Source organism: Cellulomonas humilata (genome assembly GCF_030814415.1).
GTDB lineage: Bacteria > Actinomycetota > Actinomycetes > Actinomycetales > Cellulomonadaceae > Cellulomonas > Cellulomonas humilata_A.
Window position 1 is genome coordinate 11,377 of record NZ_JAUSVB010000004.1, and the last position, 25,050, is coordinate 36,426.

Annotated in this window: 25 protein-coding genes and 1 riboswitch; of the genes, 24 read left to right on the forward strand and 1 reads right to left on the reverse strand. The window is 73.5% G+C overall.

What is annotated here, in order from left to right:
* Positions 1–13: 13 nt before the first annotated feature.
* The 24 genes from pyrR to J2X26_RS14160 all read left to right on the forward strand — a co-directional run bounded on the left by pyrR (position 14) and on the right by J2X26_RS14160 (position 23,927).
* Positions 14–601: a bifunctional pyr operon transcriptional regulator/uracil phosphoribosyltransferase PyrR gene (gene pyrR, locus J2X26_RS14045; RefSeq protein WP_307493208.1), complete on the forward strand. Its 588-nt coding sequence runs from the start codon at positions 14–16 to the stop codon at positions 599–601.
* Positions 598–1,608: an aspartate carbamoyltransferase catalytic subunit gene (locus tag J2X26_RS14050; RefSeq protein ID WP_307493210.1), complete on the forward strand. Its 1,011-nt coding sequence runs from the start codon at positions 598–600 to the stop codon at positions 1,606–1,608. Before pyrR ends, J2X26_RS14050 begins: the two co-directional genes overlap by 4 nt.
* Positions 1,605–2,927, forward strand: coding sequence for a dihydroorotase (locus tag J2X26_RS14055; protein ID WP_307493213.1), 1,323 nt, complete (start codon positions 1,605–1,607; stop codon positions 2,925–2,927). Before J2X26_RS14050 ends, J2X26_RS14055 begins: the two co-directional genes overlap by 4 nt.
* Positions 2,924–3,457 (forward strand): PH-like domain-containing protein, encoded by a 534-nt coding sequence (locus tag J2X26_RS14060; RefSeq protein WP_307493215.1) that lies wholly within the window; start codon positions 2,924–2,926, stop codon positions 3,455–3,457. The genes J2X26_RS14055 and J2X26_RS14060 overlap by 4 nt, the downstream gene beginning before the upstream one ends.
* A complete protein-coding gene (carA, locus tag J2X26_RS14065; protein WP_307493217.1) occupies positions 3,454–4,611 on the forward strand; it encodes a glutamine-hydrolyzing carbamoyl-phosphate synthase small subunit in 1,158 nt (385 codons plus the stop codon). Before J2X26_RS14060 ends, carA begins: the two co-directional genes overlap by 4 nt.
* Positions 4,611–7,949 (forward strand): carbamoyl-phosphate synthase large subunit, encoded by a 3,339-nt coding sequence (carB, locus tag J2X26_RS14070; RefSeq protein ID WP_307493219.1) that lies wholly within the window; start codon positions 4,611–4,613, stop codon positions 7,947–7,949. Before carA ends, carB begins: the two co-directional genes overlap by 1 nt.
* Positions 7,946–8,803, forward strand: a complete 858-nt coding sequence (pyrF, locus tag J2X26_RS14075; protein WP_307493220.1) for an orotidine-5'-phosphate decarboxylase — start codon at positions 7,946–7,948, stop codon at positions 8,801–8,803. The genes carB and pyrF overlap by 4 nt, the downstream gene beginning before the upstream one ends.
* Before the next feature lie 145 nt (positions 8,804–8,948).
* The gene (mihF, locus tag J2X26_RS14080; RefSeq protein ID WP_028046342.1) at positions 8,949–9,260 is read left to right on the forward strand and encodes an integration host factor, actinobacterial type; all 312 of its coding nucleotides are present in this window, start codon (positions 8,949–8,951) and stop codon (positions 9,258–9,260) included.
* Between the two features lie 55 nt (positions 9,261–9,315).
* Positions 9,316–9,885, forward strand: a complete 570-nt coding sequence (gene gmk, locus J2X26_RS14085) for a guanylate kinase (protein WP_307493223.1) — start codon at positions 9,316–9,318, stop codon at positions 9,883–9,885.
* A gap of 40 nt (positions 9,886–9,925) precedes the next feature.
* Entirely contained in the window at positions 9,926–10,189 is a 264-nt protein-coding gene (gene rpoZ, locus J2X26_RS14090) for a DNA-directed RNA polymerase subunit omega (protein ID WP_028046344.1), read from the forward strand.
* 10 nt (positions 10,190–10,199) lie between these two features.
* Entirely contained in the window at positions 10,200–11,396 is a 1,197-nt protein-coding gene (coaBC, locus tag J2X26_RS14095; RefSeq protein WP_307493226.1) for a bifunctional phosphopantothenoylcysteine decarboxylase/phosphopantothenate--cysteine ligase CoaBC, read from the forward strand.
* A gap of 65 nt (positions 11,397–11,461) precedes the next feature.
* Positions 11,462–12,664, forward strand: coding sequence for a methionine adenosyltransferase (gene metK / locus J2X26_RS14100; protein WP_307493228.1), 1,203 nt, complete (start codon positions 11,462–11,464; stop codon positions 12,662–12,664).
* Positions 12,665–12,725: 61 nt separating this feature from the next.
* The gene (locus J2X26_RS14105; protein ID WP_307493230.1) at positions 12,726–14,801 is read left to right on the forward strand and encodes a primosomal protein N'; all 2,076 of its coding nucleotides are present in this window, start codon (positions 12,726–12,728) and stop codon (positions 14,799–14,801) included.
* Positions 14,798–15,409: an HAD family hydrolase gene (locus J2X26_RS14110; protein WP_307493231.1), complete on the forward strand. Its 612-nt coding sequence runs from the start codon at positions 14,798–14,800 to the stop codon at positions 15,407–15,409. The genes J2X26_RS14105 and J2X26_RS14110 overlap by 4 nt, the downstream gene beginning before the upstream one ends.
* 10 nt (positions 15,410–15,419) lie before the next feature.
* Positions 15,420–16,358, forward strand: a complete 939-nt coding sequence (fmt, locus tag J2X26_RS14115) for a methionyl-tRNA formyltransferase (RefSeq protein ID WP_307493232.1) — start codon at positions 15,420–15,422, stop codon at positions 16,356–16,358.
* A complete protein-coding gene (locus J2X26_RS14120; RefSeq protein ID WP_307493233.1) occupies positions 16,355–17,869 on the forward strand; it encodes an RsmB/NOP family class I SAM-dependent RNA methyltransferase in 1,515 nt (504 codons plus the stop codon). The genes fmt and J2X26_RS14120 overlap by 4 nt, the downstream gene beginning before the upstream one ends.
* Before the next feature lie 19 nt (positions 17,870–17,888).
* Entirely contained in the window at positions 17,889–18,548 is a 660-nt protein-coding gene (gene rpe / locus J2X26_RS14125; protein WP_307493234.1) for a ribulose-phosphate 3-epimerase, read from the forward strand.
* Between the two features lie 51 nt (positions 18,549–18,599).
* A riboswitch (FMN riboswitch) is annotated at positions 18,600–18,732 on the forward strand.
* Positions 18,733–18,808: 76 nt separating this feature from the next.
* Positions 18,809–19,873: a bifunctional diaminohydroxyphosphoribosylaminopyrimidine deaminase/5-amino-6-(5-phosphoribosylamino)uracil reductase RibD gene (ribD, locus tag J2X26_RS14130; RefSeq protein WP_307493235.1), complete on the forward strand. Its 1,065-nt coding sequence runs from the start codon at positions 18,809–18,811 to the stop codon at positions 19,871–19,873.
* The gene (locus tag J2X26_RS14135) at positions 19,873–20,484 is read left to right on the forward strand and encodes a riboflavin synthase (RefSeq protein WP_055914486.1); all 612 of its coding nucleotides are present in this window, start codon (positions 19,873–19,875) and stop codon (positions 20,482–20,484) included. Before ribD ends, J2X26_RS14135 begins: the two co-directional genes overlap by 1 nt.
* A complete protein-coding gene (ribA, locus tag J2X26_RS14140) occupies positions 20,481–21,848 on the forward strand; it encodes a GTP cyclohydrolase II (protein ID WP_307493236.1) in 1,368 nt (455 codons plus the stop codon). Before J2X26_RS14135 ends, ribA begins: the two co-directional genes overlap by 4 nt.
* Positions 21,845–22,348, forward strand: coding sequence for a 6,7-dimethyl-8-ribityllumazine synthase (ribH, locus tag J2X26_RS14145; protein ID WP_307493237.1), 504 nt, complete (start codon positions 21,845–21,847; stop codon positions 22,346–22,348). The genes ribA and ribH overlap by 4 nt, the downstream gene beginning before the upstream one ends.
* A 9-nt stretch (positions 22,349–22,357) precedes the next feature.
* Positions 22,358–22,621: a phosphoribosyl-ATP diphosphatase gene (locus J2X26_RS14150; RefSeq protein WP_056027473.1), complete on the forward strand. Its 264-nt coding sequence runs from the start codon at positions 22,358–22,360 to the stop codon at positions 22,619–22,621.
* Positions 22,622–22,632: 11 nt separating this feature from the next.
* Positions 22,633–23,481: an ATP phosphoribosyltransferase gene (hisG, locus tag J2X26_RS14155; protein WP_307493240.1), complete on the forward strand. Its 849-nt coding sequence runs from the start codon at positions 22,633–22,635 to the stop codon at positions 23,479–23,481.
* An 11-nt stretch (positions 23,482–23,492) separates the two neighbouring features.
* A complete protein-coding gene (locus J2X26_RS14160) occupies positions 23,493–23,927 on the forward strand; it encodes a PH domain-containing protein (protein WP_307493241.1) in 435 nt (144 codons plus the stop codon).
* Positions 23,928–23,930: 3 nt separating this feature from the next.
* Here the strand turns inward: J2X26_RS14160 and J2X26_RS14165 are convergent, their stop codons facing one another.
* A complete protein-coding gene (locus J2X26_RS14165) occupies positions 23,931–25,037 on the reverse strand; it encodes a DUF3866 family protein (RefSeq protein WP_307493242.1) in 1,107 nt (368 codons plus the stop codon).
* Positions 25,038–25,050 lie beyond the last annotated feature (13 nt).

Genomic DNA, 25,050 nt, shown 5'->3' on the forward strand with positions numbered 1-25,050 from the left:
AGGAGCTTGCTTGATGAGCACTGGCACGCCCGCGCCCGGCACCAGCGTCGACGACGACGCCAACGTGGTCCTCGGCGCCCCGGAGATCAACCGGGCCCTCACGCGCATCGCGCACGAGATCCTCGAACGCAACAAGGGCGGCTCCGACGTCGTCCTGCTGGGCATCCCCACCCGTGGCCTGCCGCTCGCGCGCCGGCTGGCGGAGCGCCTGATCGCGGTCGAGCCCGGCCTCGACCCCGCCCTCCTGGTGGGCAGCCTCGACGTCACGATGTACCGCGACGACCTCGCGCACCACCCCACCCGGACGATCGGTGCCACCGACATCCCCGGTGGCGGCCTGGACGGCAAGGTGGTCGTGCTCGTCGACGACGTCCTCTACTCGGGCCGCACCATCCGCGCGGCCCTGGACGCGATCAGCGACCTCGGCCGTCCGCGCGCGGTGCAGCTGGCGGCGCTCGTCGACCGCGGCCACCGCGAGCTCCCGATCCGTGCCGACTACGTCGGCAAGAACCTGCCCACCTCCACGAGCGAGCGGGTCCGCGTCCTGCTCGAGGAGAGCGACGGACGCGACGCCGTCCTCATCGAGGGACGGACCCGATGAAGCACCTTCTGTCCACCGCCGACCTCGACGTCGCCGACGCCGTCCGCATCCTCGACACCGCCGGCTCGATGGCCGCCACGCAGGCGCGCGAGATCAAGAAGCTGCCCACACTGCGCGGCCGCACGGTGGTCAACCTCTTCTTCGAGGACTCCACGCGCACGCGCATCTCGTTCGAGACCGCCGCGAAGCGCCTGTCCGCGGACGTCATCAACTTCTCCGCCAAGGGTTCCAGCGTGTCCAAGGGCGAGTCGCTCAAGGACACCGCGCTCACCCTGCAGGCGATGGGTGCGGACGCCGTCGTCATCCGGCACCACGCGTCCGGGGCGCCGCACACGCTCGCGACGTCGGGCTGGACGCACGGCGCGGTCATCAACGCCGGCGACGGGATGCACCAGCACCCGACGCAGGCCCTGCTCGACGCGTACACGCTGCGCCGGCACCTGGCCGGTCCGGGCGACGTCACCGGACGCGACCTGACCGGGCTGCGGATCGCGATCGTCGGTGACGTCCTGCACAGCCGGGTGGCCCGCTCCAACGTGCACCTGCTCCACACGCTGGGTGCCGAGGTGGTGCTGGTCGCACCGCCCACGCTGCTGCCCGTCGGCGTCGGCGCGTGGCCGGCCCGGGTCTCCTACCACCTGGACGAGGTCCTGGCCGACGAGAAGCCGGACGCCATCATGATGCTGCGGGTCCAGCGCGAGCGGATGTCGAGCGCGGGCGGCGGGTTCTTCCCCAGCCCGCTGGAGTACACCCGGCGCTACGGGCTGGACGCCCGGCGACTGGCCCTGCTGCCCGAGCACGCGATCGTGCTGCACCCCGGGCCGATGAACCGCGGCCTGGAGATCTCGGCGGACGCCGCGGACTCCACGCGCGCGGTCATCGTCGAGCAGGTGGCCAACGGCGTGGCGGTCCGCATGGCCGTCCTGTACCTGCTGCTCGCGGGCGGCGACACCTCCGCTCGAGCGGCCGCCCCGAGCACGACCGACGAGACGAAGGTGGACGCGTGACCAGGAACTACCTGCTGCGGGACGTGAGCCCGCTCGGTGAGGGCACGACCGACGTGCTGCTCGCCGACGGCGTGATCGCGGCGATCGGAGCCGACGCGGAGCCGCAGGCCGGGCCCGACGCGGTGATCATCAACGGCAGCGGCCTGGTGCTGCTGCCGGGTCTGGTCGACCTGCACACGCACCTGCGCGAGCCGGGTCGGGAGGACGCCGAGACGGTCCGCTCCGGCACGCGTGCGGCGGCGATGGGTGGCTTCACCGCGGTGCACGCGATGGCCAACACCACGCCCACCCAGGACACCGCGGGCGTCGTCGAGCAGGTCTGGCGGCTCGGTCGCGACGCCGGCTGGGTCGACGTCCGACCCGTCGGCGCCGTCACGGTCGGCCTGGAGGGCGAGCGGCTGGCCGAGCTCGGCGCCATGGCCGAGTCCGCCGCACAGGTGCGCGTGTTCTCCGACGACGGCAAGTGCGTCCACGACCCGGTGGTCATGCGGCGCGCGCTCGAGTACGTCAAGGCGTTCGACGGCGTCATCGCCCAGCACGCCCAGGAGCCCCGGCTCACCGAGGGCGCCCAGATGCACGAGGGCGTCGTCTCCGCGGAGCTCGGGCTGGCCGGCTGGCCCGCCGTCGCCGAGGAGGCGATCATCGCCCGCGACGTGCTGCTGGCCGAGCACGTCGGCTCACGCCTGCACGTCTGCCACCTGTCCACGGCCGGCTCCGTCGAGATCATCCGCTGGGCCAAGTCCCGGGGCATCGACGTCACCGCGGAGGTCACCCCGCACCACCTGATCCTCACCGACGAGCTCGCCCGCGGCTACGACCCGGTGTTCAAGGTCAACCCGCCCCTGCGCACCCAGCGCGACGTCGAGGCCGTCCGCGAGGGCCTGGCCGACGGCACGATCGACATCGTCGCCACCGACCACGCGCCGCACACGCGCGAGGACAAGGACTGCGAGTGGGGCGCCGCGGCCTTCGGCATGACCGGCCTCGAGACGGCGCTCTCGGTCGTGCAGGAGACGATGGTCGACACCGGCCGGATGACCTGGGCGGACGTCGCGCGGGTGCTCTCGACCACCCCCGCCCGGATCGGCCGCGTCGCCGACCACGGCCGGCCCATCGCGGTGGGCGAGCCCGCCAACCTCACGCTGGTGGACCCGGGCATCCGCCGGGTCGTCGTGCCCGAGGAGCAGGCCACGCAGAGCGTCAACTCGCCCTTCCGCGGCCGTGAGCTGTCGGGCTGCGTCATCGCGACCTGGCTGCGCGGCCGCGCGACCGTCATGGACGGGTCGGCGTGCGACGAGAGCGTGGTGGTCAGCTCGTGAGCCGCCAGGCGGTCTCCACGCTCGTCCTGGTCCTCGTGGTGCTCCTCATTCTCTGGGGCATGCGCGCGGGCTGGCGTGCACGGACTCGCCGGTCCTCCACGCTGGTGCCCTCGCTCCCGGCCGCACCCGCCGAGCTCGGTGACGCACGCCTCGCCCCGGTCGACGCCACCTACGTCTCGACCACCCGGGCCGGCGACTGGCTCGACCGCGTCACGGCCCAGGGACTCGGGGTCCGCAGCCCCGCGCAGGTCGCCGTGTTCGACGCCGGGGTGCAGATCACCCGCCAGGGCGCCACAGACCTCTTCGTGCCGGCGACGGCGCTGCGGGGCGCGTCCGGGGCACCCGGCATGGCCGGGAAGGTCGTCGGGGGAGAGGGCCTCGTCGTCCTCACCTGGCAGGCCGATCCCGCCGACCCGCGCGGCCTCGACACCGGGCTGCGACCGAAGCATTCCGCCGACCGCGAGCGGCTCATCGCCGCGCTCCAGACCTTGACCCCGGGCCAGGCGCCCGCGCAGGAGGAGAACACATGACCGACGCAATCCTGATCCTGGAGGACGGCCGGACCTTCCGCGGCCGCGCCTACGGGGCAGAAGGCTCCACGCTGGGCGAGATCGTCTTCAACACCGGCATGACCGGGTACCAGGAGACCCTCACGGACCCGTCGTACCACCGGCAGATCGTGGTGATGACCGCCCCGCACATCGGCAACACCGGTGTGAACGACGAGGACGACGAGTCCACGCAGATCTGGGTGGCGGGCTACGTCGTGCGCGACCCCGCGCGGCGGGCGTCCAGCTGGCGCGCCGTGCGGACGCTCGACGACGACCTGGTCGCCCAGGACATCGTCGGGATCAGCGACATCGACACGCGCGCGCTGACGCGCCACCTGCGCGAGCGCGGCGTGATGCGCGCCGGCATCTTCTCGGGCGCCGCCCTGCTGGACGAGAACGGCGAGCGGCGCCCGGACGACGAGCTGCTCGACGACGTCCTGGCCGCACCCGCGATGGTCGGCGCCGACCTGGCCGGCGAGGTGTCCACGGCGACCGCCTACGTGGTCGAGCCGGTCGGGGAGCACGTCGCCACCGTCGCCGCCGTGGACCTCGGCATCAAGGCGATGACGCCGCAGCGTCTGGCCGAGCGCGGGGTCCGCGTCCACGTCCTGCCGTCCAACGCGACCATCGACGACGTCCTGGCCACCGCGCCGGACGGCGTGTTCTTCTCCAACGGTCCGGGTGACCCGTCCGCGGCGACGCACGAGATCGACCTGCTCCGCGAGGTGCTGGACCGCAAGATCCCGTTCTTCGGCATCTGCTACGGCAACCAGCTGCTCGGCCGGGCCCTCGGCTACGGCACCTACAAGCTGGGCTACGGCCACCGCGGCGTGAACCAGCCGGTGATGGACCGCGCCACCGGCAAGGTCGAGATCACCGCGCACAACCACGGCTTCGCGGTGGACGCGCCCCTCGACGGGGAGTCCGTCGCACCGCACGACGGCGGCCGCTACGGCCGGGTCGTGGTCAGCCACGTCGACCTCAACGACGACGTCGTGGAGGGTCTGCGGGCGCTCGACCTGCCGGCCTTCTCGGTGCAGTACCACCCCGAGGCGGCCGCCGGCCCGCACGATGCCGCGTACTTGTTCGACCGCTTCGTCGATCTCATGAACTCAGAGAAGGGTGCCGCCTGATGCCCCGGCGCACAGACATCAAGAGCGTCCTGGTTATCGGGTCCGGCCCGATCGTCATCGGCCAGGCCTGCGAGTTCGACTACTCGGGGACGCAGGCCTGCCGCGTGCTCAAGGAGGAGGGCCTGCGGGTCATCCTCGTGAACTCGAACCCGGCGACGATCATGACGGACCCGGAGTTCGCCGACGCCACGTACGTCGAGCCGATCACCACCGAGATCCTCACGACGATCATCGCCAAGGAGCGCCCGGACGCGATCCTGCCGACGCTGGGCGGCCAGACGGCGCTCAACGCGGCGATCGCCCTGGACGAGGCGGGCGTCCTGGAGAAGTACGACGTCGAGCTCATCGGCGCCAACATCGCGTCCATCCAGAAGGGCGAGGACCGCGAGCAGTTCAAGGAGGTCGTGGAGGTCTGCGGCGCCGAGAGTGCTCGCTCGGTCATCGTGCACAGCATCGAGGACGCCCTCGCGGCGGTCGACGAGCTGGGCTACCCGATGGTCGTGCGGCCCTCGTTCACCATGGGCGGTCTCGGTTCGGGCATCGCCTACGACGAGCAGGACCTGCGCCGCATCGCGGGCCAGGGCCTGCACTACTCGCCGACCACCGAGGTGCTCCTGGAGGAGTCGATCCTCGGCTGGAAGGAGTACGAGCTCGAGCTCATGCGCGACAAGCACGACAACGTCGTGGTCGTCTGCTCGATCGAGAACGTCGACCCGGTCGGCGTGCACACCGGCGACTCGGTCACGGTCGCCCCGGCGCTGACCCTGACCGACCGCGAGTACCAGCGGCTGCGCGACATCGGCATCGCGGTCATCCGCGAGGTCGGCGTCGACACGGGCGGCTGCAACATCCAGTTCGCCATCGAGCCGTCCACGGGCCGCATCGTCGTCATCGAGATGAACCCCCGCGTGTCCCGGTCGAGCGCGCTGGCGTCGAAGGCGACCGGCTTCCCGATCGCGAAGATCGCCGCCAAGCTGGCGGTCGGCTACACGCTCGACGAGATCCCCAACGACATCACCGGCGGATCCACGCCCGCGTCGTTCGAGCCGACGCTCGACTACGTCGTCGTGAAGGTTCCGCGGTTCGCGTTCGAGAAGTTCCCGGCGGCCGACGACACGCTGACCACGACCATGAAGTCGGTCGGTGAGGCGATGGCCCTGGGCCGCAACTTCACCGAGGCGCTCGGCAAGGCGATGCGCTCGATCGACAAGAAGGACTCGGTCTTCCACTGGGCGGGCGACGCGCTGGCGGGCGAGGCCCTCGACGCGCTCGTCGCGACGATCTCCCGGCCGACCGAGCACCGGCTCGTCGACGTGCAGCAAGTGCTGCGCGCCGGGGTGTCGCTGGAGAAGGTCTACGAGCTGACGGGCATCGATCCCTGGTTCCTCGACCAGGTCCAGCTGATCAACGAGGTGGCGGAGCAGACCCGGACCGCCGGCGCGCTGACCCGTGAGGTGCTGCTGCACGCCAAGCGGCACGGTCTGTCGGACGCGCAGATCGCGACCCTGCGCCGCACGTCGGAGGACGCGGTCCGGCGCGGCCGGCACGCGGTCGGCCTGCGCCCGGTCTTCAAGACGGTGGACACCTGCGCCGCCGAGTTCGCCGCCAGCACGCCGTACCACTACTCGTCCTACGACGAGGAGACCGAGGTCGCCCCGCGCACGCGGCCCGCGATCCTCATCCTCGGCTCGGGTCCCAACCGGATCGGCCAGGGCATCGAGTTCGACTACTCGTGCGTGCACGCCGCCCTGGCGCTCAAGGGCGAGTACGAGACCGTGATGATCAACTGCAACCCCGAGACCGTCTCGACGGACTACGACACCTCCGACCGCCTCTACTTCGAGCCGCTGACGTTCGAGGACGTGCTCGAGGTGTACCAGGCGGAGCTCGCGGCCGGGCCCGTCGAGGGCCTCATCGTGACGCTGGGCGGCCAGACGCCGCTCTCGCTCGCGCAGCGGCTCTACGACGCCGGGCTGCCCATCCTCGGCACGTCGCCTGCAGCGATCGACGCCGCCGAGGACCGCGGGGAGTTCGGCAAGGTCCTCGAGGCGGCCGGGCTGCCGGCCCCCGCGTTCGGCACCGCGACGACTCAGGCGGGTGCACGCGACACGGCCCGCCGGATCGGCTTCCCGGTCCTGGTCCGCCCGAGCTACGTGCTCGGCGGCCGAGGCATGGAGATCGTCTACAGCGAGCCGCAGCTGGACGAGTACGTCAAGCGCGCGCTCGACAACGCGGCGGACGGAGGACGTGCTGGGACGCTTCCGCCCCTGCTCATCGACCGCTTCCTCGACGACGCCATCGAGATCGACGTCGACGCCCTCTTCGACGGCACCGAGCTGTTCCTCGGCGGTGTCATGGAGCACATCGAGGAAGCCGGCATCCACTCCGGCGACTCGGCGTGCACCCTGCCGCCGGTGACGCTGTCCACCTCGGAGCTCGAGCGGATCCGGCTGTCCACCGAGGCGATCGCCCGCGGGGTCGGCGTGCACGGTCTGCTGAACATCCAGTTCGCCCTGGTGTCCGATGTGCTCTACGTTCTCGAGGCCAACCCGCGGGCGTCCCGCACGGTGCCCTTCGTCTCCAAGGCCACGGGCGTCTCCCTGGCCAAGGCCGCGGCGCTCGTCATGGCCGGCCGCTCCATCGCGGACCTGCGCGCCATGGGCATCCTCCCGGTCGACGACGCGAGCGTGCTCGACCTCGACTCGCCGATCGCCGTCAAGGAGGCGGTGCTGCCGTTCAAGCGGTTCCGCACCAAGGAGGGCGTCGTCGTCGACACCGTGCTCGGTCCGGAGATGCGCTCGACCGGCGAGGTCATGGGCTTCGACGTCGACTTCCCGACCGCGTTCGCGAAGTCGCAGGACGCGGCGTTCGGCGGCCTGCCCACGGGCGGGCGAGCCTTCATCTCGGTGGCCGACCGCGACAAGCGCTCGATCGTCTTCCCGGTCAAGCGTCTGGCCGAGCTGGGCTTCGAGATCCTGGCGACCGAGGGCACGGCGGCGGTCCTGCACCGCAGCGGCATCGCCTCGAGCGTGGTCCGCAAGTACTCGTCGGGCCGCGGCGACGCGGGGGAGCCGACGATCGTCGACCTCATCACCGCCGGCGAGGTGGACATCGTGGTGAACACGCCGTCCGGCCAGGGCGCCCGCGCCGACGGCTACGAGATCCGGGCGGCGACGACCGCGGCCGACAAGGCCATGGTCACCACCGTGCAGCAGCTCGGCGCGGCGGTGCAGGCGATCGAGGCGCGGCAGGCCGGACCGTTCCGCGTGACCAGCCTGCAGGAGCACGATGCTGCCGCCCTGCGGCGCCGCGAGGCACGCGCGGCGGCCCGCGCATGACCGCGCCGTTCGGTGCCCGCCTGGCGGCCGCCATGGACGCTCACGGGCCGCTCTGCGTGGGAATCGACCCGCACACCAGCCTGCTCGAGGCGTGGGGGCTCCCGGACGACGCGTCCGGGCTGCGCTCGTTCGCCCTGACGGTCATGGACGCGGTCGGCGGGCGCGTGGCGGCGGTCAAGCCGCAGGCCGCCTTCTTCGAGCGGCACGGCTCCGCAGGCGTCGCGGTGCTCGAGGAGGTGATCGCGGCGGGCCGGGAGACCGGGACCCTCGTGATCGTCGACGCCAAGCGCGGCGACATCGGCTCGACCATGGGCGCTTACGCCGACGCGTTCCTGCGCGACGGCTCGCCGCTCGCGGGCGACGCGTTGACCGTCTCGCCGTACCTGGGGTTCGGTTCGCTGGACCCGGCGGTCGACCTGGCGCTCTCGTCGGGACGCGGTCTGTTCGTCCTGTGCCTCACCTCCAACAAGGAGGGTCACGAGGTGCAGCACGCTCGCACGGACGACGGTGTCACGGTGGCCGCGCTGATGGCCGCACGTGCCGCAGCGCTGAACGCCGACACCGAGCCGTTCGGCTCGATCGGGCTCGTCGTGGGCGCCACCATCGGCGACGCGGCCGAGCGCACGGGTGTCGACCTGGCAGCCGTCAACGGCCCGCTGCTCGCGCCCGGGGTCGGTGCACAGGGCGCGGGCCCGCGTGAGCTGGCACAGGTGTTCGGCGCGGCACGTCGGCAGGTGCTGGCCTCCTCGTCACGCGGCGTGCTCGCCGCCGGACCCGATGCCGGGTCGCTGCGCACCGCTGCCCGACGTGCCTCCGACGAGGCGAAGGCAGCCCTCTCCACAGCTCTCTCCTGAGCTCACGGGTCGGGTGTCGCCGCAGGTCCGGGCGCACTGGACGCGCGTCCGCATTGCCGATCAGGGTGGTGCTCGCTAGTTTCGTTGTCACGATCCCGCGCATTTCCACGTGGGTCGCCGGCCCACTGACGAGAAGGTGACGCGCGTGGCACTCCCTCCGCTGACTCCCGAACAACGAGCGGCAGCGCTCCAGAAGGCCGCCGCCGCCCGGCAGGCCCGCGCTGAGGTCAAGAATCGCCTCAAGTACTCGCAGGGCACGCTCTCCGAGGTGATCGCGCAGGGGCAGGCGGACGAGACCATCGGCAAGCTCAAGGTCCTCGCGCTGCTCGAGTCCCTGCCCGGCGTCGGCAAGGTCAAGGCGCGTGCGATCATCTCCGAGATCGGAATCTCCGAGACCCGTCGCGTGCGTGGGCTCGGACCGCACCAGGTGAAGGCTCTCGTCGACCGTTTCGGGTGAACAGCTCGAGAAGGGGCGGGCCGCGCCGACCATCTCGAGGAGCACAGCACCACCCATGACGACGACGCCTGCCCGGCTGACCGTTCTCGCCGGACCGACCGCCGTCGGCAAGGGAACCGTGTCAGCCGACGTCCGGTCCCGCTACCCCGAGGTCTGGCTGTCCGTCTCGGCCACCACCAGGCCGCCCCGGCCCGGTGAGGTCGACGGCGTGCACTACCTGTTCGTCTCGGTGGACGAGTTCGACCGGATGGTCGCGCGCGGAGACCTCCTCGAGTGGGCGGTGGTGCACGGCCGGAACCGGTACGGCACCCCCAGGCGGCCCGTCGAGGAACGTCTCGCGGACGGCAAGCCGGCGCTCCTCGAGATCGACCTGCAGGGCGCCCGGCAGGTCCGGGAGTCCATGCCCGACGCCCACTTCGTGTTCCTCGCACCCCCGTCCTTCGCCGAGCTCGAGCGGCGGCTCGTCGGCCGGGGGACCGAGGACGCGGAGGAGCGCGAGCGTCGGCTGAGCACGGCGCACGTCGAGCTGGCCGCGGCGGCGGAGTTCGACCAGGTGATCGTCAACGACGACGTCCACCGGGCGACGGACGAGCTGGTCCGCGGGATGGGTATCGCGACCAGGTAGGATGGGGGTAGCCCAACCCCTTCATCTTCGGGAGATCACCGTGTCCGGAACCGTCGCCGCCCCCACGGGCATCACCGACCCGCCCATCGACCGTCTGCTCGAGCGTGCCGACTCCAAGTACGCGCTCGTCCTGTACTCGGCCAAGCGCGCGCGTCAGATCAATGCGTACTACTCGCAGCTCAACGAGGGCCTGCTCGAGTACGTCGGCCCGCTGGTGGACACCCGCCCGCAGGAGAAGCCGCTGTCGATCGCGATGCGCGAGATCGACGCCGGGCTGCTGACGTCCGAGGCCACCGAGGGCTGACCCTCCCTTCATGCGCATCGTCCTCGGCGTCGCGGGCGGGATCGCCGCGTACAAGGCCGTCCTGCTGCTGCGCCTGCTGCGCGAGCAGGGCCACGCCGTTCGTGTGGTCCCCACCCGCGCCGCGCTCGAGTTCGTCGGGCGCGCGACGTGGGAGGCGTTGTCCGGGGAACCGGTCACGACCGACGTCTTCGAAGACGTCGACCAGGTGGCGCACGTCGCCGTCGGCAAGCAGGCCGAGCTCGTGATCGTCGCTCCGGCGACGGCCGACCTCCTGGCCCGCGCGGCGTCAGGGCAGGCGAACGACCTGCTGACGGCCACGCTGCTCGTCGCGCGCTGTCCGGTGCTGCTGGCGCCGGCGATGCACACCGAGATGTGGGAGCACCCCGCGACGGTCGCGAACGTGACGACCCTGCGGGCGCGCGGCGTGCACGTGCTGGACCCGGCCGCCGGCCGCCTGACCGGCTCGGACACGGGCCCCGGACGGCTGCCGGAGCCCGAGGAGATCGCCGCCGCCGCGCTCGCGCTGGTGAACGACCGGCCGCAGGACCTGGCGGGCACGCACGTCGTCGTCTCCGCGGGTGGCACCCGGGAGCCGCTTGACCCGGTCCGCTTCCTCGGCAACCGGTCGTCCGGCCGGCAGGGCGTCGCGCTGGCCAGCAGCGCCCAGGCCCGCGGCGCCCGGGTCACCCTGGTGGCCGCGAACATCGACGTCCCGGTGCCGTCCGGCGTCGACGTCGTCCACGCCGAGACCGGCGCCGAGCTGCGGGACGCCGTGCGCGCCGCCGCCAAGGACGCGGACGTGGTCGTGATGGCCGCCGCGGTGGCCGACTTCCGTCCGCGCACCAGCGCGGAGGCGAAGATCAAGAAGCAGCACGACGGCGAGCCGACCGTCCTCGAGCTCGTCGAGACGGTCGACATCCTTGCTGAGCTCGGTGCGGAACGGCTGCGGCCGGGGCAGGTGGTCGTCGGCTTCGCCGCCGAGACGGGCGACGACACCGGCAGCGTGCTGGAGCACGGGCGGGCGAAGGCCCGGCGCAAGGGTGCCGACCTCCTCGTCGTGAACGCCGTCGGCGGTGGGCGAGGGTTCGGCACCGACGTGAACGACGTGACAATCCTGGACGGCACGGGCGCGGTCGTCGCGGAGGCCACGGGGACCAAGCTCGAGGTGGCCGACGCGGTCTGGGACGCGGTGCTCGCACGGGGCTGAGACCCTGCACGGGCGGGGTTGAGACCCTGCACGGGCCGGGCCGCGCGCCCATTACGCTGTCCGCCATGACCGAGCCCGACATGCGCCTGTTCACGTCCGAGTCCGTGACCGAGGGGCACCCGGACAAGATCTGTGACCAGATCTCCGACGCCATCCTCGACGCGATGCTCGAGCAGGACCCCCAGGCTCGCGTCGCGGTGGAGACGATGGTCACCACCGGTCTCGTGCACGTCGCCGGCGAGGTCACCACCAGTGCCTACGTCGAGATCCCGCAGATCGTGCGCGAGGTGGTCCGGGGGATCGGCTACACCTCGTCGGCGATCGGCTTCGACGGCGACTCCTGCGGCATCTCGGTGTCCATCGGGCAGCAGTCGCCGGACATCGCGGCGGGCGTGGACAAGGCGCTCGAGATCCGTGAGGACTCCGCCGACCTCGATCCGCTGGACGCGCAGGGTGCGGGCGACCAGGGTCTGATGTTCGGCTACGCCTCCGACGACACCCCCACGCTGCTTCCGCTGCCCATCTGGCTGGCGCACCGCCTCGCCGAGCGTCTGACGCTCGTCCGCAAGGAGGGCATCGTCCCGGGGCTGCGACCCGACGGGAAGACCCAGGTCACCATCGGCTACGACGGCGACCGCGCGGTCAGCCTCGACACCGTCGTGCTGTCCACGCAGCACGACCCGGACGTGCAGCTGGAGACGACCCTGCGGCCGGCCATCGCCGAGCTCGTCGTCGCGCCCGTCCTGGCGCAGCTGGACCTGGACGCCAGCGACTACCGCCTGCTCGTGAACCCGACCGGCACGTTCGTGGTCGGCGGTCCGCAGGGGGACGCCGGGCTGACCGGACGCAAGATCATCGTCGACACGTACGGCGGGATCGCCCGGCACGGTGGCGGGGCGTTCTCCGGCAAGGACCCGTCGAAGGTGGACCGCTCGGCCGCCTACGCGATGCGCTGGGTGGCGAAGAACGTCGTCGCCGCGGGGCTCGCCCGGCGGTGCGAGGTCCAGGTCGCCTACGCCATCGGCAAGGCCAACCCCGTCGGCCTCTACGTCGAGACGTTCGGCACCGAGACGGTGCCGCTCGTCCGCCTGTCCGCCGCCATCCGTGAGGTCTTCGACCTGCGTCCGGCGGCGATCGTGCGGGACCTCGACCTGCTGCGCCCGATCTACCGCAAGACGGCCGCCTACGGGCACTTCGGCCGGGAGCTGCCGGAGTTCACCTGGGAGCGCACCGACCGCGTGGCGGACCTCCAGTCCGCGGTGGGCTGACGCTGCGCGATCGACGGACCGGTGCCGCACGCGCGGCGAGTGGTCTCATGGACGCGTGGAGATGAGCGGCGACGGCGAGCAGCTGATGCTCGAGGGCCTGCCGCAGCCGAAGCGGCGTGCCCGCCCGGCCGTCGGCGGCGTTCCGCTGGCGGAGCACCTGCCGGTCGCCCGGGTGTGCGTGGACCTCGTCCCGGCGCACCTCGACCGGGTGTTCGAGTACCTCGTCCCGGCTGCTCTCGCCGACACGGCCGTTCCCGGGACCCGCGTCAAGGTGCGGTTCGGTGCGCAGGACGTCAACGGGTACGTCCTGGAGCGCGTCGCGGAGGCCGACCACGACGGCACGCTGGTCCCCGTCCGGCGCGTCGTCTCCGCGGAGCCGGTCCTCACCCCGCAGGTCGCGCGGCTGGCCCGGGCCGTCGCGGACCGGTGGGCGGGCACGCTGAACGACGTGCTGCGCCTCGCCGTCCCCGCACGGCACGCGCGCGTCGAGGCCGAGGCGCCCACGGAGCCGCAGGACCCGGAGCCGCCGTCGCCGTCCGCCACCGCGTGGGCGCCGTACCGCGGCGGTGCGGCCTTCCTCCAGCACGTCACGTCCGGCGGCGCCCCCCGGGCCGTGTGGTCCGCCCTGCCCGGAACCGCCGGAGAGCGGTGGCCCGACGCGATCGCGCAGGCCGTCGCGGCCTGCGTGCTGGGCGGCCGGGGTGCTCTCGTGGTGGTGCCCGACGCCCGGGACATCGACCGCGTGCTCGCCGCGCTGGCCGACGCCGGCATCCCTCGCTGGACGCCGGGGACTCGCGGCGGCGCCGTCCGGCTCGCCGCCGACGACGGTCCGGCGGTCCGGTACCGGTCGTTCCTCGCCGCGCTCCGGGGTCAGGCGTCGGTGGTCGTCGGCACCCGTGCGTCGGCGTTCGCCCCGGTGGCGGACCTCGGGCTCGCTGTGGTGTGGGACGACGGGGACCCCTTGCACGCCGAGCCGCGGGCGCCGTACCCGCACGTGCGCGAGGTGCTGGCTCTGCGGTCCGAGCTCGAGCAGTGCGCCCTGCTCGTCGCCGCGCACGGGCGCAGCGTCGACGCACAGTCGCTGGTCGAGTCCGGCTGGGCGCGCGAGGTCGCGGCCGACCGGGCGACGACGCGCGCACGGGCGCCGCGCGTCCAGGCGCTGACCTCCGTCGAGCTCGCGCGCGAAGGGCCGGCCGCCGCCGCGCGTCTCCCGGCCCCGGCGTGGCGCACGTTGCGGGACCGTCTCGCCGACGGCCCCGTCCTCGTGCAGGTGCCTCGGGCCGGCTACGTCCCCGCGGTCGCGTGCGGGCGGTGCCGTGCGGCGGCGCGCTGCGGCGAGTGCCACGGTCCGCTCGGACTGACCACGGCCGACGGTGTCCCGACGTGCGGCTGGTGCGGGCGGCTGGCCACGGACTGGCGGTGCACCGAGTGTGGTGGGGGGGCGTTGCGCTCGGTCCGCGTCGGCTCGGAGCGGACCGCGGAGGAGCTCGGCCGCGCGTTCCCGGGGGTCCCGATCCGCGTCTCCGGGGCCCGTGCGGCCGGCGGCGTGCTGGCGTCCGTCGCCGACGTGCCTGCGGTCGTCGTCGCGACGCCGGGTGCCGAGCCGGTCGCGCCGGGCGGGTACGCCGCCGCGCTGCTGCTCGACGCCGCCGTGAGCACGGCAGGTGCGTCGCTGCGGACGGGGGAGGACGCCCTGCGCCGGTGGCTCACGGCCGCCGCGCTGGTGCGCCCGGCGTCCGCGGGCGGGACCGTCGTGCTCGTCGGCGACGCCGAGGAGCGGGTCACGCAGGCGCTCGTCCGCTGGGACCCCTCGGGGTACGCCTCACGCGAGCTCGCAGAACGCGCCGAGCTGGCCCTGCCGCCCGCCGTGCGGATGGCTGCGGTCACCGGCTCCCGCGACGCCGTCGACACGCTCCTGTCCCGGCTCGACCTCGCGGACGCGGAGATCCTGGGCCCGGTCCCCGTGGGCGTCGCCGAGCAGGGTGCGCTCGAGCCGGACGTCCGCGCCGTCGTCCGCGTGCCGCGCACCCGCGGCGCTGCACTGGCGCGCGCGTTGTCCGCGTCGCTGGCCGTGCGCAGTGCCCGGCGTGAGGGTGGCACGGTGCGCGCGCAGATGGACCCGGCGGAGCTCGGATGATCGACACCGTCGTGCTCGACCTCGGCAACGTGCTCGTGCGGTGGGACCCGTACCGGCCGTTCGTCGGGCGGCTCCCGCAGCGCGACACAGACGCCTTCCTCGTCGGCTTCGACTTCCTCGCGTTCAACCACCGGCAGGACGCCGGGCGATCCTGGGCCGATGCGCGGGCGGACCTGGCCGCGAGCGCCCCCGAGCACCTGCCGGCGCTCGACCTGTACGTGGAGCACTTCGCCGAGACGTTGACCGGACCTGTCCCGGGGTCGCACGAGCTCGTGCGTGACCTGCGCGCGGCCGGTGTCCGGCTGCTCGGGCTCACCAACTGGTCGGCGGAGACGTTCCACCTGGCCGAGCCGGCGGCACCCGCGATCGGGCTGCTCGAGGACGTGCTGGTCTCGGGCGAGGTCGGGGTCGCGAAGCCCGACCCACGGATGTTCGCGCTGCTGACGCAGCGGTTCGGCCTGCGGCCCGAACGGACCGTGTTCACCGACGACTCGGCGACGAACGTCGCCGCCGGCACGGGGGCCGGGTTCGACGCCGTCCTGTTCACGACTGCCGAGGCCCTGCGGACGGAGCTCCTGGCGCGCGGCGTCGCGCTGCCGCGCACCTAGGATCGACGCCATGCGACTGCTCTTCGCCGGAACTCCCGCGGCCGCGGTGCCGTCGCTCGAGGCGCTCCTCGACTCCCGCCACGAGGTGGTCGCGGTCCTGACGCGCCCGGACGCCCGCTCGGGGCGCGGCCGAGCCTCGGCGCCGAGCGAGATCAAGGCGCGCGCCCTGGAGGCCGGGCTCGAGGTCCTGACTCCGCAGCGTCCGCGCGACGAGGACTTCCAGGCGCGGCTCGCGGAGCTCGCTGTCGACGCGGCGCCGGTCGTCGCCTATGGCGCCCTGATCCCGCCGGCGCTGCTGGACGTCCCGACCCACGGCTGGGTCAACCTGCACTTCTCGGTTCTGCCCGCCTGGCGCGGCGCGGCTCCCGTGCAGCACGCGATCATCGCCGGCGACGAGGTGTCGGGTGCCTCGACGTTCCGGCTCGAGGCGGGCCTGGACACGGGGCCCGTGTTCGGCTTCCTCACCGAGACGATCCGTCCGCGGGACACCTCCGGCGACCTGCTCGGTCGGCTGGCGGTCGCCGGCGCCGGGCTGCTGGTGCAGACGCTCGACGCCCTGGAGGACGGGATCCTCAGCCCGGTGGTGCAGTCCACGGACGGCGTGAGCCTGGCGCCGAAGATCGAGGTCGAGGACGCGCGGGTGCGCTGGTCCCACCCGGCGCACGCCGTCGACCGGCTCGTCCGCGGGTGCACCCCGGCACCGGGGGCCTGGACGACACTGCCGGACGGCTCCCGGCTCGGCCTGGCGCCCGTGGTCCCGGTCGCCGACGTGACGGACCTGGCGCCGGGGCAGCTGCTGGCCGGCAAGAAGGAGGTGCTCGTCGGCACCGGCGGGCACGCGGTGCGGCTGACCGAGGTGACACCGCAGGGCAAGCGGGCGATGTCCGCGGCCGACTGGGCCCGCGGCGCGCGCCTCACGTCCGACACCGTGCTCGGGGGTGCCGCATGAGCCCCGCCGACGACCGTCGCGATGCGAGCGGCCGCCAGCGCGGCGCCGCCCGGTCGCAGGGCAGGACGCAACGGTCGGCGGCCGCACCGTCCCAGCGCCGACGGGGGAGCGACCCGGCGCGGACCGCCGCCTACGACGTCCTGCGCTCCGTCGACGGCTCCGACGCGTATGCCAACCTCGTGCTCCCGCCTCTGCTGCGCGAGCGCCGGATCACCGGCCGCGACGCGGCGTTCGCCACCGAGCTCGCCTACGGCACGCTGCGGCTGCGCGGCCGGTACGACGCGGTCATCGCCGTGGCGGCCAGCCGCGAGGTCAGCACCATCGACGCTCCCGCGCTCGACGTCCTGCGCCTGGGCGTCCACCAGCTGCTCGGCATGCGAGTGCCCGCGCACGCGGCGGTCTCGGAGACGGTCGGCCTCGCACGCGAGCAGCTGGGCACCGGTCCGTCGCAGTTCGTCAACGCCGTGCTGCGGACGGTCGGACGGTCCTCGCCGCAGGAGTGGGAGGACACCATCCGTGCGGCCGCGGGGGACGACGAGCTCGCCGGGTTGGCGGTCGTCGAGAGCCATCCGCTGTGGGTGGTGCGTGCGCTGCGTGAGGCGCTGGTGGGCAACGGACGGTCCGCCGACGAGATCGCCGCGCTGCTCGCAGCCGACAACGCCGCACCCCGCGTGACCATCGTCGCGCGTCCCGGCCTCGCCGACACGGACGAGGTCCTGGACGACGCGGGCGACGACGTCGGGACCGTCGGCGCACTGGCGCCGACCGCGGTCGTCCTGTCGGGCGGCGATCCCGCAGCCCTGACCAGCGTGCGCGACGGACGCGCGGGAGTGCAGGACGAGGGCAGCCAGCTGGTCACGCTCGCCCTCACGCAGGCACCCCTCGACGGTCCGGACGACCGGTGGCTCGACCTGTGCGCCGGGCCCGGCGGCAAGGCCGCGCTGCTCGCCGCCGTCGCGGGGGAGCGCGGCGCCCGGATCGTGGCGAACGAGGTGCAGCCGCACCGCACACGCCTCGTCGAGCAGGCGTTGCGCGCGGTGCCGGCGGACGCGGTCGAGGACGTCCGGACGGGCGACGGGCGAACGGTCGGGACCGACGAGCCGGGCGCGTACGACCGCGTCATGGTCGACGCGCCCTGCACCGGTCTCGGCGCGCTGCGCCGGCGCCCCGAGGCACGCTGGCGCCGGACCCCGGCCGACCTCGCCAGCCTGAGCGCGCTGCAGCGCGACCTGCTCGTCTCGGCCCTGCAGGCGGTCCGGCCCGGCGGTGTCGTGGCGTACGTGACCTGCTCGCCGCACCTCGTCGAGACCCAGCTCGTCGTGAAGGACGCCGTGCGGGCTGTCGCACGCCTCGGCGTCGAGGTGGTCCCGATCGACACGCCGGCGGTGGTCCGTGGCATCGCCCCCGGCGGCGAGGTGGACCTCGACGACACCCGCACGGACGTGCAGCTGTGGCCGCACGTGCACGGCACGGACGCGATGCACCTGACGCTGCTGCGCCGCACCAGCTGAGCCCCTCTAGGCTGGCCGCGTGCCTGCGCTGATCAACCCGAGCATCCTGTCCGCCGACTTCGCCAACCTCGAGCGTGACCTCCAGGCGATCGCCGCGGCCGACTACGTGCACGTGGACGTCATGGACAACCACTTCGTACCCAACCTGACGCTGGGCCTGCCCGTCGTGAAGCGGATCGCCGAGGTCTCGCCCGTCCCGCTGGACGTGCACCTGATGATCGAGGACGCCGACCGCTGGGCCCCCGAGTACGCCGCGCTCGGCGCGGCCTCGGTGACCTTCCACGCGGAGGCCACCCAGGCACCTGTGCGGCTGGCGCGGGAGCTGCGGTCGCGCGGCGTCCGCGCGGGGATCGCCCTGCGTCCGGCCTCGCCGGTCGAGTCGCTGCTCGACCTGCTGCCGGAGTTCGACATGCTCCTGGTGATGACGGTCGAGCCCGGCTTCGGTGGCCAGTCCTTCATCGAGGGCATGCTGCCGAAGATCCGGCGGGCACGTGCCGCGCTCGACGCGTCCGGCGGCAGCACGTGGATCCAGGTGGACGGCGGGGTCGCACGGGACACCATCGGCCGGATCGCGCAGGCGGGCGCGAACGTCTTCGTCGCGGGCTCCGCGGTGTACGGGGCAGCCGACGTCGGCGCCGAGATCGTCGCTCTGCGGCAGCTGGCGGACGCGGACGCCTGACGGACGGGAATGCCTGGTGTGGCATGATCGTTTGCGCAGTACGAACACATACACGTGCTCCGGGGTCGGTGTAATTCCGAGCCGGCGGTGACAGTCCGCGACCCGCACGGTCCGCAAGGATCGGGCGGTTGACCTGGTGGAACTCCAGGACCGACGGTGAAAGTCCGGATGGGAGGATCACGTGGCGGCGCCCTGGCGCCGTGGCTGCGGGACCCTTCCTGCCGCCCTCACCCCGGAGCCCCGCGCGTCCGGAGGTGAGCATGTCCAGCAGCGAGACCGTCGTGCGCGCACCCTCCGAGCTCGGGGCCATGCGGCGCGCCCTGGAGATCGCCCGGCGCGGACCGGCCAACGGTCCGAACCCGCGCGTCGGCTGCGTCCTGCTCGGCCCGGACGGCGAGGTCCTCGGCGAGGGCTGGCACCGCGGCGCGGGCACACCGCACGCCGAGGTGGCCGCCCTGACCGATGCCGCGGACCGCGGAGCCTCGACGCGCGGCGCCACGGCCGTCGTCACGCTCGAGCCGTGCAACCACACCGGCCGCACCGGACCGTGCTCCGAGGCGCTCCTCGCCGCGGGGATCGCCCGCGTCGTCGTGTCCGTGCAGGACCCGAACCGCGTCGCCGCCGGCGGTGCCGCGCGGCTGCGTGCCGCCGGGGTCGACGTGGAGACCGGCCTGCTGGCCGACGAGGGGCGGGCGCTGCTCGGCGCCTGGCTGCCGTCGGTCGAGCGCGGGCGCCCGTTCGTCACCCTCAAGATCGCCACGTCGCTGGACGGTCGGGTCGCGGCAGCGGACGGTTCCAGCCGCTGGATCACCTCGGAGGTCTCGCGGCACCACGCGCACGACCTGCGGGCCGAGGTCGACGCCATCGTGGTCGGCACCGGGACCGCGCTCATCGACGACCCGTCGCTCACCGCGCGCAACGCCGCGGGCGAGCTGCACGGGCAGCAGCCGCTGCGCGTCGTCGTCGGCCACCGTGACCTCCCGCCCGACGCCCGCCTGCACGGTCCCGGCGGGGAGCTGGTGCACGTGCGGACGCACGATCCCGCGCAGGTGCTGGCCCAGCTCGCGGAGCGCGAGGTCCGGCACGTGCTCGTCGAGGGCGGCCCGACGCTGGCCGCCGCGTTCCTCGCCGCCGGGCTGGTCGACGAGGTGCACGCCTACGTCGCCCCCGTCCTGCTCGGCTCCGGCCGTCCCGCGATGGCGGACCTGGGCGTCACCACCATCGGCGACGCCGTCCGCCTGATCACCCGATCCGTCATCCCGCTCGGTCCCGACGTCCTCATCGTCGCGACCGTCGACACCCAGAGCACCACGGAGGAGAACTGATGTTCACCGGAATCGTCGAGGAGATCGGCACCGTCGAGGCGATCGAGCACCGGGGGGAGGGCATGGACGCGCGCCTGCGGGTCCGCGGACCGCTCGTCGTGTCCGACGCGCACCTGGGTGACTCCATCAGCGTCTCCGGTGTCTGTCTGACGGTCACGGAGCTCCCCGGCGACGGCACGTTCTTCGCGGACGTCATGCCGGAGACCCTGCGGCGCAGCGCGCTGGAGGACGTCGGGGTGTCCAGCCCGGTCAATCTCGAGCGCGCGCTCCCGGTGGGTGGCCGGTACGGCGGCCACGTCGTCCAGGGCCACGTCGACGGCGTCGGCACGATCCTGAGCCGCTCGCCAGGTCCGCGGTGGGACGACGTCGAGATCGGGCTCGCCCCCGAGCTGGCGCGGTACGTGGCCGAGAAGGGGTCGATCGCGGTCTCCGGCATCTCGCTCACCGTCACCCACGTCACCGACGAGTCGTTCGGCGTCTCGCTCATCCCCACCACGCTCGAGGCGACGACCCTCGGCACGCTCGCACCCGGTGCCCGGGTCAACCTGGAGGTCGACGTGCTGGCCAAGTACACCGAACGGCTGCTCTCGACGGCGGGGGTGCTGCGATGACGGCCCCCGCCGGCGTGCGCCTCGGCACGGTCGAGGACGCGCTGGAGGCCCTGCGCGCGGGGCGTCCGGTGCTCGTCGCCGACTCGCCGGACCGTGAGAACGAGGCCGACGTCATCCTCGCCGCGCAGTCGGCGACGCCCGAGTGGATCGCGTGGACCATCCGGCACTCGTCGGGCTACCTGTGCGCCCCGATGCCGGCGTCGCGGGCCGACGCGCTCGACCTGCCGTTGATGGTGCCGCACAGCCAGGACCCGCGGCGCACCGCGTACACCGTCACAGTGGACGCCGCGACGGGCGTCACGACGGGGATCTCGGCCTCGGACCGCGCACGCACGCTCCGGGTGCTCGCGGACCCGGCGTCGGGCCGTGAGGACCTCATCCGCCCCGGTCACGTCCTGCCGCTGCGCGCGGTCCCCGGCGGCGTCCTGCACCGCGCCGGGCACACCGAGGCGGCCGTCGACCTGTGCCGGCTCGCCGGGCTCGAGCCGGTCGGAGCCATCGCCGAGCTGGTCAACGACGACGGGTCGATGACCCGGCTCGACGTCGCGTCGGCGCTGGCGGAGGCCGAGGGCCTGGTCCTGCTGACCATCGAGGACATCGTCGGGTGGCGCACACGGCACGGCGACGACGTGACGGCCGAGGTGGCGGTCGCGGCGCCCCCCAAGGAACGGGTGCACGCGACACACACGGCGTACCTGCCCACCAAGCACGGCGACTTCCGCATCCACGGCTACCGGGACCTGCGCACGGGCGCGGAGCACGTCGCGCTCGTGCCGACCGCGGGGCTGGCCGAGGAGCCCGTCGTGCGTGTGCACTCCGAGTGCCTCACGGGGGATGCGTTCGGCTCGGCCCGGTGCGACTGCGGCCCGCAGCTCGACGCGGCCCTGGAGCTCGCGGCCGAGCAGGGCGGCGCCGTCGTCTACCTGCGCGGGCACGAGGGACGCGGGATCGGCCTGCTGGCCAAGGTCGCGGCGTACGCGCTGCAGGACCAGGGCCGGGACACCGTCGAGGCCAACCTCGACCTCGGGTGGCCAGCGGACCGGCGCGAGTACGGTGCGGCCGCGGCCATCCTCACCGACCTCGGGGTGCAGCGGGTCAGCCTGCTGACCAACAACCCCGCGAAGGTGGCCGGCCTGCGCGCCCACGGCATCGAGGTCGCGGAGATCCGCAGCCTCGAGGTCGGCCGGACGCCGCAGAACGAGGCCTACCTGCGCACCAAGGCGACCTCGATGGGGCACCTGCTCCACCTGCCGCCCGGCACGGAGCGCGAGCCCATCGCGGTCTCGCCCGTGCACGCCACGCCGGCGACGCCCGGCGCGGACCACGACGACCACGCGTTCGAGAACCTGGAGGACCTGGCATGAGCGGCGCTGGAGCACCCACCCTGACCGTCGACGGCACCGGCCTGAAGGTCGTCGTCGTCGCGGCGAGCTGGCACACCGTCGTCATGGACGGCCTGCTCGCCGGGGCGCTGCGCGCGCTGGCGGCGGCCCACGTCGACGACGTCACCGTCGTCCGCGTCCCCGGCACGTTCGAGCTGCCGGTCGCCGCCCAGGTCGCCGCCGAGAACGGTGCCGACGCGGTCGTCGCGCTCGGCGTCGTGATCCGCGGCGGCACCCCCCACTTCGACTTCGTGTGCCAGGGCGCGACCCTGGGGCTCACCGACGTGGGCGTCCGCACCGGTGTGCCCGTCGGGTTCGGCGTGCTCACCTGCGACAACGAGGAGCAGGCGCTCGACCGTGCCGGCCTCGAGGGGTCGCACGAGGACAAGGGGACCGAGGCGGCCGAGGCGGCGGTCGCGACCGTGGTCGCCCTGCGCGCGCTCCGTGGTACTCAGACGCGCCCTGCGCCCCTCTCCGTCTAGAGTCTCCGCGTGAAAACCTTCGACACCCTGTTCGCCGAGCTCTCGGAGAAGGCTGTGACCCGCCCGGCGGGATCCGGCACCGTCGCGGAGCTGGACACCGGCGTGCACGGGATCGGCAAGAAGGTCGTCGAGGAGGCTGCGGAGGTCTGGATGGCCGCCGAGCACGAGTCCGACGAGCGGACGGCCGAGGAGATCTCCCAGCTCCTGTACCACCTCCAGGTGTTGATGATCGCGCGCGGGCTCACCCTCGCCGACGTGTACACCCACCTCTGAGAGGAACGACCGTGCTGAGGATCGCCGTCCCGAACAAGGGCTCCCTGTCGGAGCCCGCCGTCGAGATGCTCAAGGAGGCCGGGTACCGGCAGCGTCGCGACTCCCGTGAGCTCGTCCTGCCCGACCCGGACAACGACGTCGAGTTCTTCTTCCTGCGCCCCCGCGACATCGCGGTGTACGTCGGTGCAGGCACCGTCGACGTCGGCATCACCGGTCGCGACCTGATGCTCGACTCGGAGTCCGCCGCGGTCGAGCACCTGCCCCTGGGGTTCGCACGCTCCACCTTCCGGTTCGCCGGGACCGCGGGGGAGTGGACCGACGTCAAGCAGGTCGGTGACCGTCGCGTCGCCACGTCGTACCCCGTGCTCGTCCGGTCCTACCTGCGCTCGCTCGGCATCGAGCCGGCGGGTGTCGTGCGTCTGGACGGCGCCGTCGAGTCCGCCATCAAGCTCGGCGTCGCCGACGTGATCGCCGACGTCGTCGAGACCGGGACCACGCTGCGGGCAGCCGGGCTGGAGATCTTCGCCGAGCCGATCCTGCGCTCGGAGGCCGTGCTCGTGCGGCGTGCCGACGGTGACGAGCCGGCCGGCCTCGACGTGCTCACGCGCCGGATCCAGGGCGTGCTGACCGCGCGCGAGTACGTGCTGATGGACTACGACGTGCCCCTCGGGCTGGTCGACGCGGCCGTCGCGATCACCCCCGGCCTGGAGTCGCCGACCGTCTCACCGCTGCACAACCGCGACTGGGCGGCCGTGCGCGCGATGGTCCGGCGCGACCAGACCAACCGGGTCATGGACTCCCTGTACGACATCGGTGCGCGCGCGATCCTCGTGACGTCGATCCACGCGTGCCGGCTCTGAGCGGTCCGCCCGTGGACGAGCTCACGGCTCCGTTCCGGCCGCGGTTCGCGCGGGTGGTCACCATCGCCCTCGCGGTCCTCGTCCTGGTGTCGACCGCGGCGATCATGCTGGCCATGACCGTGCTCTCCACCGGGGACCGCATCGGCTTCGCGCTCGTCGGCGGGCTCATCGTCTGGTTCCTCTGGCGACAGGCGTCCGTCACGGCGAGGGTCGACGACGACGGGCTCACCGTCCGGAACCTCGTGTTCACGCGACGCCTCGAGTGGGCCGAGGTCGTGTCGGTGCGGTTCGGCTCCGGTCGGCCGTGGGTCCAGCTCGACCTGTCCGACGGCGACACGCTCGCCGTGATGGGGATCCAGCGGGCCGACGGTGCGTTCGCCGACGCCGAGGCCCGCCGGCTCGCGACGCTGGTCGCGATGCACACGGCCACCCCGCGGGACGACTGAGCCCTACAGCTCGACCGCGTGCACCCCGGCCGCGGCGGCGGCGAGGAACGCCTCCGGGTCCTGGTCGAGACCGCGGCCCATGGTGGACAGCCGGACGGGCGAACCGGTGAGCGCGCTGCGGAGGTCCGGTCCTGCCGGGACCTCGACGAGCCGGTGTCGTTCGCCGAGCGCGGCGGCCTGCTCGCGGACGCGCGCCCCGAGCTCTCCCTCGAGCAGCGGGACGACGACGTCGGCGGGTGCCAGCGCGACCCGGCCGTAGGCCGTCAGCGAGTGGTGCGACACCCCGAGATGACGTTCGCGCTGGTCCGCACCCGAGACCCGCAGCGAGGCGACGGGTCGACCGCCGAGCGTGCCGACGGCGTTCACCGCCTCGCCGGCCGCGACACCGGAGAAGCCCCACCGGGTCCCCGTGCCGAGATTGCCCGGCCCCTGCGCGACGACGACCAGGTCGGCGCCGACGACGTACCGCGCCGCGAGGAGGCCCGTGTGCACCGTGACCGCCTCCAGGTCACCGCCGAACGACTGCCCGGTGGTGACGCACGCCTCGATCCACCCGGCGGACCGCAGCCCGGCGACCGTGCGCGAGAACCACGCGGGAAGGGCGCCGCCGTCGGTCATCACGTACGCGACGCGCGGCATCGGCCGCCCCGCACGGTCGGCCGCGAACCGAGCACCCGCGACGATCGCGGGCAGCGCGGAGTGCAGGTCGGCGACGACGACCGGCAGACCGTCGAGGTCATCGGCGTCGCGCAGGAGCTCGTGGTGCGGCGACTCCTGGTCGTCGACCCCGAGCACCATGGCCTGCAGGGGTGTGTAGCGCGCCTTGACCAGGTGTCCGGGACCCGCCGGCGGGTCCGGGGGAGTGCGGTCGGGCAGCGCGATCACGAGCGCGTAGCCTCCGGTCCCCAGCCCACGGGCCAGCGCCGAGACGTTGAGCAGCACCCGGTCACCGATCTCCGGGCTCCCGACGAGGGAGGGGAACGCCAGCGCGCGGACCGTGTCACCTGCCGTCGCGGTGCCGACGGGAGCCTCCAGCTCGACCGTCACCTCGGCGGCCCCGGGCCACGTGGCCCCGAGCGACACCACGACACCCGCACGCCACGTGATCACGCGCCCACGCTAC